Origin of the sequence: Paractinoplanes hotanensis, from assembly GCF_023717965.1 — a bacterium.
Classification (GTDB): Bacteria; Actinomycetota; Actinomycetes; order Mycobacteriales; family Micromonosporaceae; genus Actinoplanes; species Actinoplanes polyasparticus.
This window is the reverse complement of sequence record NZ_JAMQOL010000008.1, coordinates 311703-324561: the sequence shown is the minus strand read 5'-3', so window position 1 is coordinate 324561 and position 12859 is coordinate 311703. Positions and strand designations below refer to the sequence as shown.

Below are 12859 nucleotides of genomic sequence, written 5' to 3'. Positions count from 1 at the left end.
GTCGCAGGTGCGGGAGGATGACAGCCGTGAGCGACGAGGAACTGGCGATGCTTCGGGAACGGGCGGCGGTCGGTGATCGGGACGCGACCGATCAACTGGTGGAACTGGCCGGCGAAAGCGGCGATCTCGACGAGCTGCGGCGGCTGGCGGCGGCCGGCAGCAGTGATGCGGCCGCCGTGCTGGTCGAGTTGGCCGCCGAACGGGAAGACCTGGACGAGCTGCGCGAGCTCGCCGCCGCGGGGAGCGAGGACGCCCAAGATGTGCTGGCCGAGCTGACCGACGAGTAGCGGGCGTTCTTTCAAAATTGAACTTTGGTACGAGGCGCCGACCGCGAAAGGTCGGACGAATTCGTCCCGCGTTCATCAGTACTGACAGGACGGATGATGATCTTGCCGGGATGCGGCCTGTTGCATGAGAGGCGCGGCCGCGTCTCTGGACTGGTGCCCGGCCGCAAACCAGTCTCGAGCAGCCAGTCCGTGGAGCACCGAAACCGTGACGTATCAGCCCCACGCTGAACAGCCCTACCCGCCCGACAACTCGCCACAGCCCGGTGTCTACGGCCGGCCCGCCCAGGCCGGACAGCCGGGCGGCGCTCACCAACCCGGCTACGGCAACCAGGCGCCGCACGCGTCCACCTACGGCAATCAGTCGCCGCAGCAGTCGGGCTTCGGCAACCCACCGCCGCAGCAGTCGGGCTTCGGTAGCTCGCCCGCCCAGCAGCCGAACTTCGGCGGCCCGGCATCCCCGCCGCCTGGCTTCGGCGCGCCGGCGCCCACGAAGAAGCGCAAGAAGTGGCCCTGGATCGTGCTCGCCGTGGTCGTCGTCATGATCCTCGGCTGCGTCGGCATCGTCACCCTCGTGGTCGGCGGAGCGAAGGAAGCGGTCGACACTCTCGACGACAACGCCGCCGGCAAGAACGCGGTCGCCGGCGCCATGGGCAAGCCCGCCCGCGACGGCAAGTTCGAGTTCACCGTCAAGTCGATGGACTGCGGCAAGACCTCGGTCGGCCAGTCCGTCCTGGCCGTCAAGGCGCAGGGCACCTTCTGCATCGTCACGATGACCATCAAGAACATCGGCGACGAGGCCCAGACCTTCGACGGCGCCAGCCAGAAGGCGTACGACGCCAAGGGCACCCAGTACTCGGACGACATCGAGGCCGAGCTGGCCGTCAACGGCGACGCCTCGACGTTCCTGCAACAGATCAACCCGGGCAACCAGGTGACCGGCAAGCTCGTCTACGACGTACCCAAGGGCACCAAGCTGACGTCAATCGAGCTACACGACTCGATGTTCTCCGGCGGCGTGAAGATCCCCCTGAAGTAACCGCTCCGACCCGGCGCACCGCCGTCGGATCTTGCCGCTCAGATGTGAAGGGCGGGACGTCTCCAGACGTCCCGCCCTTCCCTGATGCCTATCGCCGTGGTCGGCCCGAGGGTGGGCCGCCGGGGGCGTTGGGGTCGCCGGCCGGGGGTGCGGCCTTGGCCTTGGCCGGGTTGATGATGACGAAACCGCCCTTGAGGGTTCGGCCGTCGGGGCTGGTGCCGGCGGCTGTGCCGGGCGGGCAGTCCGAGTCGATCTCGCTGCCGACGGAGACGTCGAAGCCGGCGTCCTCCAGGCGGTCGCGGGCGTCGTCGATCGAGTCGCACTCGACGTTCGGGATGGAGCGTTGGTCGCCGAAGGCGATCTTTCGGTTCTCGGGCTCCTTGAACTGCTCGCGCGGCTTGCCTTCCATGAAGTCGCCCAGGGTCTGGTAGACCGCCGGGTTGACGACGTCGTGGGACATGCGGTCGCGGTGGTCGGGCCAGTCGGGGTTGACCAGGTAGCCCGCGATCACCAGGGACGTGGTGCCGGCGATCAGCGCGGCGGTCTTGTCGGCGTCCGTCGTGCCGGTCTTGCCGAACACCGGGTGCTTGACCGTCGACTTGGTCTGGCGGGCCGTGGCGCCGCCGCAGCGGCCCATCTGGGCCGAGTCGCCGACCGGGCAGCGGGCGGCGTCGAGGGCCGCGCGGGCGACATCCTTGCTGGTGGCCCGGATGCAGCGCGGTTTGCCGATGTCGAGCTTGTTGCCGTCCTGGGTGGTGATCTGTTCGATCGGGGTGGGCTCGCAGTACATGCCGTCGCCGGCCAGTGTCGCGTACGCGTTGGCCATGTCGAGCGGCGTCGAAGCGGACACACCGAGGGTGAAGGCGCCCCACTGGTTGGCCGCCACCGAGTTGTTCGCGAAGTCGGCGTCCTGCTTGACGCGGAACTGCACGCCGAACCGCTTGGCCACGGCCACCACGTTCTCGGCGCCGACCTGTTCCTCGAGGGGCACGAAGTACGTGTTGATCGACTTCGCGAACGCGGAGTGCATGTTGTAGACGCCCGCGCCGCCGCCGCCCGAGTTGCTGGGGCACCAGAAATGGGTGCCGGGGCAGGCCGAGTCGTTGCTGGAGCTGATGATGTAGCCCGACTTGTAGCGCTTCTCGGCCTTGATCGGCCAGGCCAGCGGGTAGCCCTTCTCGAGCGCGGCGATGATGGTGAAGATCTTGAACACCGAGCCGGCCTGGTAGCCGCTGATGTCACCGCCGCCACTGAGCAGCGGGTTCGTCGTGTTCGGGTAGGTCGCCCGTACGCCCGCCTTGGCCTTCTTCTTGTCCGAGGACAGCGGGTTGGGGTTGGCCGGGTCGGGCAGCTTGTACTTGCGGTTGGCCGCCAGCAGCCGCACCTTGCCGGTGCCGGGCTCGGTCGCGGCCAGCAGCAGGGCGTTCTTGTTGTCGTCCTTGATCCGCTTGTTGATCCGCTTGCGGGCGTCGGCCTGGGCGCTCAGGTCGAGCGTGGTGATGATGCGGTAGCCGCCGCTCTTCAGCCGGCGCTCACGGTCGTACGGGGTGGCGCCGAACGCCTCCTGGCTCATCCACCAGCGGTAGAAGTAGTCGCAGAAGAAGCCCCAGTTGTTGTTGGCCACCGACACGCAGCCGTTGCCGACCGGCTTGACCTGGCGCGGGATGGCCTCTTTCCTGGCCTTGTCGGCCTGGGCCTGGGTGAGCTTCCCCATCTCGACCATGGCCGGGAGGATGTAGTTGTCGCGGCGCTGCTTGATCTGGTCGTACCCGCCCTTGGTGGTCGGGTTGAAGCTGGACGGCGCCTTCACCATGCCGGCGAGCATCGCGGCCTGGCCGGCTGTCAGGTCCTTCGGCTTCTTGTTGAAGTAGACCTGGCTGGCCGCGTAGACCCCGTAAGCCTGGTTGCCGAACGGCGCGATGTTGAGGTAGCGCTCGATGATCTGCTCTTTGCTGAGCTCTTTCTCGACCTGGATCGCGTACTTCATCTCGGTGATCTTGCGCTTGGGCGTGTCCTTGGTGGCGTCGACGACCTCCTGCGGGTTGGTCGCCGAGTAGGCCAGCGACATCCGCACGTACTGCATGGTGATCGTCGAGGCGCCCTGCTTCGACTCCGACTTGCCGCTGTTGTTCACGAACGCGCGGGCGACACCCTTGAGGTCGACGCCGTTGTGGTTGTAGAACTCACGGTCCTCGGCGGCGATCATCGCGTCGGGCATGAACTTCGACATGTCCTTGAGGCGGACGTCGCTGCGGAACTCGTCGTAGAACTGCGAGATCTGCGTCTTCTTGTCCGCCGCGTAGATTCGGGTGATCTGCGGGGAGCTGAAGTCCTTGAGCTCACTGGGCAGCTGCGCGAACGTCTCACCGCCGGCCTTGGCGGCCAGGCCGGACATCGCGGCGGCGGGGAAAGCGGCGGCCGCGACGACGACGCCGGCGAGTAAACCGCAGATCAGCAACGAGGTCGCGTTGGCGAAAATGTTGTGATCGCGTCTGCGCATCCAGGAGGTCACCCGAGCAGGGTACGCGAAGAAAGCACGTGACGACCCATCGGAAAGGTCATGCTTCGCCCCGATTAGTCTGCCCCGCTCGCCGAGATCTTGGGGGGATTTCCGCGAAGCGCACCGAGACCGCACCGAAGCTGATGCCATGGCCTTCGTGGCGTTTGCCCAGAACAGCCGGGCTGTACGTATTTCAGGTACAACGTTGCGTAATCGCCTGACTACAGAGCATGATGGTCCGGCGAGCTTGTCGCACGACGTTCGCACGGCCCGGGGGACAAGGGCGGCGGATGTCAGGGGTAACGCAAGGGGGGACGTTTACACATGGGGATGATCAGCGACTGGCCCAGCATGGCGGCGTGTCAGAGTGGCGACCCTGACGCGCTGTTCGTGCAGGGCGCCGAGCAGAACGTGGCGAAGAGAATCTGCCGCAGCTGCCCGGTCCGCTACGAGTGCCTCGCCGATGCCCTGGACAACAGGATCGAATTCGGCGTCTGGGGGGGCATGACCGAGCGGGAGCGGCGGGCGCTGCTGCGCCGTCACCCGCACGTGGCGAGTTGGCGCAAGATGTTCGAGGCCGCGATGAAGGACAAGGGCGCCGACAAGGTGCTCGTCCCCACTCGCTGAGCCACGTCGGTCACGCCAGGAGCGAGCCGATCGTCCGCAGCCCGTCGACGTCATGGACGTCGGCGGGCTGTGCCGTGACCGAGACCGTCGGCACGCCCGGGAAGGCGTCGATGAAGGTGGCGGCGACCCGCTGCTCACGATCGGTCTGGCGGACCAGGTTGGCGTGGATGCGCAGCGCGTCGGCGACCAGTGGCTGGTCGCCGGCGGCGGTCAGGGCCTCGGCCGCGGCCAGCGAGGCGTCGGCCGGGAGCCCGGGCACCTCGGTGCGGTGCATGCGGTTGAGCACCAGGCCGGCCAGCGGCATCCGCTCGGCGACCAGGCGCTCGGCGAAGTAGGCGGCCTCGCGCACGGCATCGCGCTCGGGCGCGGCGACCAGCAGGAACGCCGTCTGGGGGTCCTGCAGGATCCGGTACGTCTGGTCGGCGCGCTGCCGGAAGCCGCCGAACATCGAGTCGAGCGCGGCCACGAACCCGGACAGGTCAGTGAGCAACTGGGCGCCGAGAACCTTCTGCACCGTACGGGAGAAAAGCCCGAAAGACGCGGTGACCAGGCTGAACATGCTGCGGCCGCCGGTGCGTGCCGGAGCGAGCAACATGCGGAGCATGCGGCCGTCGAGGAACCGGGACAGCCTGGCCGGCGCGTCGAGGAAGTCGAGCGCGGAGCGGGAGGGCGGAGTGTCGACGACGATCAGGTCCCACTCGTCGGTGGCCCGCAGCTGGCCGAGCTTCTCCATCGCCATGTATTCCTGCGTGCCGGCGAAGGTGGAGCTCATGGCCTGGTAGAAGGGGTTGGCGAAGATCTCGGAGGCGCGCTGCGGCGTGGTGTGCTGCTGCACCACCTCGTCGAAGGTGCGCTTCATGTCGAGCATCATGGCGTGCAGCTCGCCGCCGTTGTCGCCGTCGATGCCCTTGACCTGGCGCGGGGTGTTGTCGAGCTCGCTGAGGCCCATCGACTGGGCCAGCCGGCGGGCCGGGTCGATCGTGAGCACCACCGTGCGCCGTCCGTGCACCTCGGCCGCCCGCAGGCCGAGCGCGGCCGCAGTTGTAGTCTTGCCCACCCCGCCGGCGCCGCAGCACACGACGATGCGGGTGGACGGGTCGGCGAGCAGACCGTCGACATCCAGTCGTTGAGTGCTCACTTCAGCCACTACTCAAGGGTAGTCCGAAGTTGATCCGGCGCACGGTCACTGTGGCCCGTCACGCACGCATGAGGGCTGCGGCCAGTTCGTCGAGCCCCGCCTGATCGACGCCGCCGGACAGCAGCGGCAGCTCGACCAGCGGCCGGCCGGTCTCGGCGAGCTCGGTGCGCAGCGTCTCTTCCAGCTCCTGCCGGGTCAGGTGGGCCCGGACCTCGGTGGCCAGCCCGTTGACGGTGGCCGCGTCGGTGGGCAGCCCGGCCTCGGCCAGCCCGCGCTTGAGCTCGGCCTTGGTGACCTTGCCGCCGGTAACCAGGGCCGGCCGGGTGGCGTTGAGCACGATCCGGCCGACCGGGATGCGCAGGGCGCTGAGCTCGGCGATCGCGTCGAGAGTCTCCTGCACCGGCATCTCCTCGAGCAGGGTGACGACGTGCACCGAGGTGATCGGCGAGCGCAGCAGGGAGGCGACGCCGTCGCTCTGGGTCTTGATGGGGCCCATCTTGGCCAGCTTGGCCGTCTCGGCCGTGACGTTGAGGAACCGGCCGATCCGGCCGGTCGGCGGAGCGTCGAGCACGACCGCGTCGTACGCCCGCCGGCCGTCCTGCGACCTGGTCGTCGCCTCTTTGACCTTGCCGGTGAGCAGCACGTCACGCAGGCCCGGGGCGATGGTGGTGGCGAAGTCGATCGCACCCACCTTGCGCAGCGCCCGGCCGGCCGCGCCCAGGTGGTAGAACATGTCGAGATATTCGAGGAGGGCCTCCTCGGGATCGACGGCCAGCGCACGCACCTCGCCGCCGCCGGCCACCTTGGCGATCCGCAGCTCCTTGTAGGGCAGCGGCTCGGTCTCGAAGAGCTGGGCGATGCCCTGCCGGCCCTCCACCTCGACCAGCAGCGTGCGCCGCCCGTCCGCGGCCAGGCCCAAGGCCAAGGCCGCGGCGACGCTGGTCTTGCCGGTGCCGCCCTTGCCGGTCACCACATGCAGTCGTGCCGGCCATCTGCTGACGTGCTCGCCCATGGCCTCAACGGTACGGCGAGCGGTCAGCCGGCCACCTCGCAGACCAGCCAGCCGGTCTTACGGATCACGGTGAACTCCAGATCCTGCGACGACGCCTTCTCGTCGGCGGTGGACATCGTGAGCTCGACCGAGACGAGCGCGCGATCCTCCGAGTTGTCGGAGACCTTCGGGTCGGCCCAGCGGAAGACCGGGTCGGTGTAACCGTCGGCGTACGCCTTGATCTCGGCCACCCGGTCGGCGATCTTCGTCTCGTCGCGGGCCTCGCGGCAGACCAGGTCGTCGGCCGCGGCAGCGTCCTGCTCGGTGTAGACCGCGGTGAGGAACCGGTCGACCGCCGTGGCCGGGTCGGGCGAGCCTGGGTTGTCGGCGTCCCGCAGCAGGAAATAGGCCGAGACGGCGCCGCCACCGCAGAGGAAGAGAGTGCCGACGAGCGCCAGCGAGACCCAGAGCGCGCTCCGGCGGCGGCGCGGGCCGTTCGGCTCGTGGGGCACCTGGTAGGGCTGCTGCGGGGCGCCGGCCCAGATCGGGTCGGGCGGCTGCGGGGTCGCGGCCGGGATCGAATGCTGCCAGGCCAGGTGCTCGGGCGGGGTGGTCTGCCACTCGCCGGGCGCCTCGTGCTGGGCGTGCCAGGGCGAGGTGGCCGGGGCCGGCTGCCAGCCGCTGGGCTCGGGCGGGATGACCTGGGTGCTCTCGTGGAGCGGGGTCTCGTCGGCGAACGAACTCGTCGGGGTCTCGTCGGCGAACGAGCCGGTGGGGGTCTCGTCGGCGAACGCGCCGGCCGGGGGATAAGAGGTGTCGGGCGGCTCGGGAGCGGCGTCGATGAAGTCGATCACAGGCGGCGTCGCCGGGACCGGCGGCGCTGGAGGCCCGGGGGCAGGCGGCGGCCACTCGCCCGGCGGCTGCGTCATGTCGCCCTCCGTGATCTTCCGCTCCCGGTCCGCTCCGAGGCTCGATCAGCCTAGCCAAACCGACCCTGCCGCGGGCCCTAAGCTGGCCGAGGTACCGACGATTAGGGAGTAGGCGAGCATGCAGAAGTGGGAGTACGTGACCGTGCCCCTGCTGGTCCACGCGACCAAGCAGATCCTCGACAACTGGGGCGAGGACGGCTGGGAACTCGTACAGGTGGTGCCCGGCCCCAACGCCGAGCAACTGGTGGCGTACATGAAGCGACCGAAGTCGTGACCACGCCGATCAGTGGAGAGGGCGGTGTGGATGCCTACGCGAAGCTCGCCGAGCTGGGTCTGACCCTGCCCAAGGTGGTGCCGCCGCTGGCGTCCTACGTCCCCGCGGTGCAGACCGGCAACTACGTGTACGTGTCGGGTCAGCTGCCCCTCGTCGACGGCAAGCTGCCGTACACCGGCAAGGTCGGCGCCGAGGTCACCACCGAGCAGGGCGCCGAGCTTTCCCGCCTGTGCGCTCTCAACGGCCTCGCGGCGATCGAGGCGCTGGTCGGCCTGGGCCGGGTCGTGAAGATCGTCAAGCTGACCGGCTTCGTCGCGTCGGCGCCGGGATTCACCGGTCAGCCCGCCGTCATCAACGGAGCGTCGAACCTCTTCGGCGACGTCTTCGGCGAGCAGGGCCGGCATGCCCGCAGCGCGGTCGGCGTGGCTGAGCTGCCCCTGAACTCCCCGGTCGAGGTCGAGATCATCGCCGAGGTGGAGTAACCCCCCCCACCTCGATCGTCCGTTCCGGTTGCAATGCGTGACCTGAGCGGACAGGGAGATCGCACATCCGGTCCTCTTGTTCAACCCCATGCGCGACGTAGGATTTCGCGCATGGGGGGTGTCGCGCCGAACGGGCTGCCGGGCTGGGTGACGCTGTTGCGCGCGCCCAACCCGGGTCCGATGACGCTGGACGGCACCAACACGTGGGTGCTGCGGGCACCCGGCGAGACCTACGGCGTGGTCATCGACCCCGGTCCGCTCGACGAGGGGCACCTGAGGCGCATCGCCGACCACGGTCCGTACCAGTTCATTCTGATTACTCACGGTCACCATGATCACGTCGAGGGCGCCGCTCGCCTCTCCGAGATCCTGGGGGGCGCCGCCGTGCTCGCGGCCGACCCGGCCCACTGCGTCGCCGGCGAGCCCCTCGACCCGCGGGAGCACCTCGGCGGCTCGGGGCTCGAGGTCGAGGTTCTCGACACTCCGGGTCACACCTCCGACTCCGTGTGCTTCCTGGTGCGTCAGGGCGACTCCCGCGCGATGTTCACCGGTGACACGATTCTCGGCCGGGGCACGACGGTTGTTGCCCATCCGGACGGTGACCTCGGTGCCTATTTGGGCAGTCTCGATCGACTCCGGGCGTACGAGAACGTTCTGATGTTGCCGGGGCACGGCCCTTCGCGTATTGACGTGTCGGCCGTCGCCACCGAGTACCGCGACCACCGCCGGGAGCGGTTGGCGCAGGTCGAGGCGGCGATCACAGCCGGTGCGCGCACTGCCGAAGAGGTCGTCGACATCGTCTACCCCGACATCGACCCGGCCGTCCGGTTCGCCGCCCTGTGGTCGGCCGCCGCGCAACTTGATTACCTGAATCACAAAAATGGGGAATCAAGAACACCCACAAGCAGGTTGGATCCGCTGTGACCTGTCCTGTGTGTGGAACCGTCGCCGTGCCCGGCGCCCGCTTCTGCCACAACTGCGGCGCGGCCCTGCCGGCGGCCGCGACCCTGCCGGCGGCTGAGCGACGCATCGTCACCGTGCTCTTCGGTGACCTGTCCGACTTCACCTCCTGGTCGGAAGACCTCGATCCGGAACGGGTCGGCGCGGTCACCGACCGGGTGCTGGCGGCGCTGGCCGGAGCGGTCAAGACCTTCGGCGGCCATGTCGACAAGCTGACCGGCGACGGCATCATGGCCGTCTTCGGCGCCCCGGTGGCCCACGAGGACGACGCCGAGCGGGCCGTGCGGGCCGCGCTGAGCATGCAGCGCGCGGTCCGCCGGGTGCTCGACGACGAGCGCGGCGGCGGCGCCCCGCTCGGCCTGCGGGTCGGCCTCAACACGGGCGAGGTGGTCGCCGGCATCCAGGCCTCGATCGAGTACACCGTCATCGGCGACACGGTGAACACCGCCGCCCGGCTGGCCGACGCGGCCGCCGTGGGCGCGGTCTACGCCGGTTCCCGCACCAGCGGTGGCACCCGGCACGTGGCCTCGTGGCGACAGCTGCGCCCGCTGCGGCTCAAGGGCAAGCGCGAGCCGGTGCCGGCGTTCGAGCTGCTCGGTCTGCACGACGCCCCAGGCACCCGGTCGGGCCTGGGCGACGAGGCGCCCTTCGTCGGCCGCGAGACCGAGCTCGGCCGGGTGGCCGGCCGGCTGGCCGAGGCGATCGACTCCGGCACGTCGCGCGTGATGGTGATGACGGCCGAGGCGGGCATCGGCAAGTCCCGGTTCGCCGGCGAGGTCAAGCGGCTGGCCGCCGGCTACGACGTGGGCAACGGGCGCTATGCCGCCCACACGGGCGCCCGGGTGCTGCGAGTGCGCTGCCGCGCGTTCGGTGAGCGCCGCCGCTTCGCGCCGCTGGCTGACCTCGTACGCAAATCGGTCGGCCTGCCCAAGGACGTGGTGGCCACGGTGGGCCGCACGGTGGTCGAGGAAAGACTGCGCAAGCTGGCCAACCGGCTCGGCCGCGACGGTGAGCCGGCCGACATCGACATCGACCGCCTGCTCGCGCTGCTGGGCTACGGCGAGGCCCCGGCCAACCCGGTGGGCCCGGCAGCCGGCGCCGACTGGCAGCCCTCGACCAAGCGGGCCGACGCCGAGGCGATCTCGGGTGCGGTCGCCGAGTTGCTGAGCGCCCTGGCCGCCGAGGCGCCGCTCGTGGTCATCGTCGACGACCTGCACGACGCCACCGCCTCGACCGTGGACGCGCTGGGCCGTACCCTCTCGCTGCTCGACGGCCCGGTGGTGGTGCTGCTGCTCGGCCGGCCGGAACTGGTGCGCACGGCCGGCGCGCTCACCCGGCTGGCCGACGCCGAGGTGCACTCGCTGCCGCCGCTGCGCGGCTCCGACGCCTCCCGCCTGCTCACCTCGTATCTGAACGGCGGCAAGCTGCCCCAGGCCGACACCGACCGGCTGCTCGCCACCGCGCAGGGCAACCCGTTCTATCTGGCCGAGATGGTCACGCTGCTCATGGAGCGCGGGGCGCTGACACCGGCCGTGGGCGCCAACGCGGCCGGCAAGTGGCAGCTGGCCGACGGCTCGCTCGGCCGGCAACTGCTCTCGCGTGACCTCGCGGCCGTGCTCGCGGCCCGCATCGACGCGCTGCCGCCCGAGCCGCGCTCGGTGCTGCGGGACGCGGCCGTCGCGGGCGACACGGTGCCGGTCGGCGTGATCGAGTCGCTGCGGGAACGCCGGGCGTCGAGCGACGCACGGCCGGGCGCGGTCGCCGCGGTCGAGCTGGAACGCTCGATCGACGAACTGCTGCAGCGCCGCATGCTGCACCGCACGCGAAGTGGCTACGCCTTCACCACGCCGCTGATGCGGGAGGCGGCCTACTCCGGCATCGGCAAGGCTGACCTGGCCGAGCGGCACGCCTACCTCGCCCAGTGGGCCGCGCCCGAGAGCTTCGACCGCGTCGGCTACGACAGCGCGGCCCGGCTCAACCTGACCGACAACGAGCGCGACGCTTTCGTGGCCACGCATGCCGAGTGCGCGGTCGAGCTGGCGAACGCGGTGCGGCTGCGTCCCGAGGCTTCCGTACGCGAGGTCGCCCCGCTCGGCGTGGCCGCGCTCGGCCGCCTGGCCCGCCGCGCGCTGGCCAACATCGAGCCGGCCGCCTCCATCGAGTACGCCGAGCGGGCCGGCGCCCTGACGCCCGAGGGCCTGCCGCTGCCCGACCAGCTCGTGCACGCCCGGGCCCTGCTGCGCCTGGGCCGCGCCGAAGAGGCGCTGACGCAGGGCGAACGCATCGCCAAGAACGCCACCGACGAGCCCGTCAACAAGGCCGAGGCGTTGCTCGTGGTCGGCCGGGCTCACGAGGCGCTGGGCGACACCGGCCGGGCCGTCGCCGCCTGGCAGGAGGCGCTCGAGGTGGCGACCGAGGCCGAGCTGCTGCCCGAGCGGGCCAACGCCATGCGCCGGCTCGGCATGGCCGACTTCCTGGCCGGCCGGCTCAGCCAGGCCAGCAGCCGGTTCGCCGCGGCCTACCAGGTGACGCTGGCCGCGGGTGACCGCCACGGGCAGGCCTGGGCGCTGCAGAACCTCGCCTGGGTGACCACCACCCGGGGGGATTTCGCCGGCACCGACGCCGTGCTGGGCCGGGCGGCCCGGCTCTTCGCCGAGCTGGGCGACCCGGTCGGCCGCTCGTGGCTGCGCGGCACCACGGCGTTCGCCCGGCTGCTCTCCGGCCGCCTGCAGGAATCGCGCCGGCTGGCCCGGATCTTCCTGCCCTTCGGCGACCGGGTGGGCGAGGCCTGGGCGGTCGGCACGCTGCGGGCGGTCGAGGCGTACGCGGCCTCCGAGCTGGGCGAACTGGCCGAGGCCGACGGCGAGGCCCGCCGCGCCTACCGCGACTTCAACGCCGTCGGCGACGACTGGGGCCGGGGACTGGCACTGGTGGTCCGGGGTGCGATAGCCCGCGGACTGGGCGAGCTCGACCACTCGTACGACCTGCTGACCGACGCGCTGGCCTACGCCGACCGCACGGGCCACCCGCTGCTGCTGGGCATGGCCGGGACGCTGCGCGGGTTCATCTCGCTCAACCGGGGCGACCTGGCCGGGGCCGAGGCCGACGCGCGCCGGGTGATGTCCGCGGTCGAGCCGCACAACCCGATGGCGCCGGCCCAGGTCGGCCCGCGGGTGCTGATGGCCGAGGCCCGGTTGCGGTCGGGCGACGCCAAGACCGCGATGGGCCTGCTCGCGCCGATCGCCACCGACACCGGGGTGCCGTCGCTGCTCTTCTCGCGGCGGCACGCCCTGGCCTCGTACGCGGCCGCCCTGCTGGCCGACGGCCGGGTCGAGGCCGCCCTGACCTGGATCGAGCGCGCCCGGCAGGTGAAGGCCGAGGACGTGCGCAGCGGGGTGCTGGCCGCCATGGTCCACGCCCGGGTGCTGGCCGCGGCCGACCGGTGCGACGGCGCGCACGCAGCGGCGGAGGAGGCGGTGTTGCTGGCGTACTCGACCGAGCAGATCAGCGAGCGGGAGGCCGCCGAAGAGCTGCGGGCAGCGCTCGCGGTGGAGCCGCTCGAAGCCTCCGCGGCTGCGACTGTCGCCTACGCGTCTGATGCGCCCGGATGATCGCCCGGGCCGCTGGCGTATTTT

Annotated in this window: 11 protein-coding genes; 7 read left to right on the top strand and 4 right to left on the bottom strand. The window is 70.7% G+C overall.

Annotation, left to right across the window (positions count from 1 at the left end; translation table 11 throughout):
- The first annotated feature begins 17 nt into the window (after window positions 1-17).
- Both LXN57_RS07615 and LXN57_RS07610 read left to right on the top strand, forming a co-directional pair.
- Window positions 18-287: a hypothetical protein gene (locus LXN57_RS07615; protein WP_251797286.1), complete on the top strand. Its 270-nt coding sequence runs from the start codon at window positions 18-20 to the stop codon at window positions 285-287.
- A 205-nt stretch (window positions 288-492) separates the two neighbouring features.
- Window positions 493-1323: a DUF4352 domain-containing protein gene (locus LXN57_RS07610; protein ID WP_251797285.1), complete on the top strand. Its 831-nt coding sequence runs from the start codon at window positions 493-495 to the stop codon at window positions 1321-1323.
- Between the two features lie 88 nt (window positions 1324-1411).
- On the opposite strand, the gene LXN57_RS07605 is transcribed toward LXN57_RS07610, so the two are convergent.
- Complete coding sequence (locus LXN57_RS07605; RefSeq protein WP_438872848.1) at window positions 1412-3823, bottom strand: transglycosylase domain-containing protein; 2412 nt, start codon at window positions 3821-3823, stop codon at window positions 1412-1414.
- Window positions 3824-4147: 324 nt separating this feature from the next.
- On the opposite strand from LXN57_RS07605, the gene LXN57_RS07600 reads away from it, so the two are divergent.
- Window positions 4148-4450: a WhiB family transcriptional regulator gene (locus tag LXN57_RS07600; RefSeq protein WP_097317528.1), complete on the top strand. Its 303-nt coding sequence runs from the start codon at window positions 4148-4150 to the stop codon at window positions 4448-4450.
- A 10-nt stretch (window positions 4451-4460) separates the two neighbouring features.
- Here the strand turns inward: LXN57_RS07600 and bagB are convergent, their stop codons facing one another.
- The 3 genes from bagB to LXN57_RS07585 are packed head-to-tail and all read right to left on the bottom strand — an operon-like array spanning window position 4461 to window position 7508.
- Window positions 4461-5588, bottom strand: a complete 1128-nt coding sequence (bagB, locus tag LXN57_RS07595) for an ArsA family ATPase (protein ID WP_251797330.1) — start codon at window positions 5586-5588, stop codon at window positions 4461-4463.
- Between the two features lie 58 nt (window positions 5589-5646).
- A complete protein-coding gene (gene bagA / locus LXN57_RS07590) occupies window positions 5647-6600 on the bottom strand; it encodes an ATPase BagA (RefSeq protein ID WP_221378203.1) in 954 nt (317 codons plus the stop codon).
- A gap of 23 nt (window positions 6601-6623) precedes the next feature.
- Window positions 6624-7508, bottom strand: coding sequence for an Rv0361 family membrane protein (locus LXN57_RS07585; RefSeq protein WP_251797283.1), 885 nt, complete (start codon window positions 7506-7508; stop codon window positions 6624-6626).
- Window positions 7509-7626: 118 nt separating this feature from the next.
- Here LXN57_RS07585 and sp36 point away from each other — a divergent pair, with 118 nt between their 5' ends.
- From sp36 to LXN57_RS07565, 4 genes are all read left to right on the top strand, one after another.
- Window positions 7627-7782, top strand: a complete 156-nt coding sequence (gene sp36, locus LXN57_RS07580; RefSeq protein ID WP_127498762.1) for a Sp36 family protein — start codon at window positions 7627-7629, stop codon at window positions 7780-7782.
- The gene (locus LXN57_RS07575; protein ID WP_251797282.1) at window positions 7779-8264 is read left to right on the top strand and encodes a RidA family protein; all 486 of its coding nucleotides are present in this window, start codon (window positions 7779-7781) and stop codon (window positions 8262-8264) included. The genes sp36 and LXN57_RS07575 overlap by 4 nt, the downstream gene beginning before the upstream one ends.
- A gap of 111 nt (window positions 8265-8375) precedes the next feature.
- Window positions 8376-9188 carry an MBL fold metallo-hydrolase gene (locus LXN57_RS07570; RefSeq protein ID WP_251797281.1) on the top strand — a complete coding sequence of 271 codons (813 nt, stop codon included), beginning with the start codon at window positions 8376-8378 and terminating at the stop codon, window positions 9186-9188.
- The gene (locus tag LXN57_RS07565) at window positions 9185-12835 is read left to right on the top strand and encodes an adenylate/guanylate cyclase domain-containing protein (protein ID WP_251797280.1); all 3651 of its coding nucleotides are present in this window, start codon (window positions 9185-9187) and stop codon (window positions 12833-12835) included. Before LXN57_RS07570 ends, LXN57_RS07565 begins: the two co-directional genes overlap by 4 nt.
- Window positions 12836-12859 lie beyond the last annotated feature (24 nt).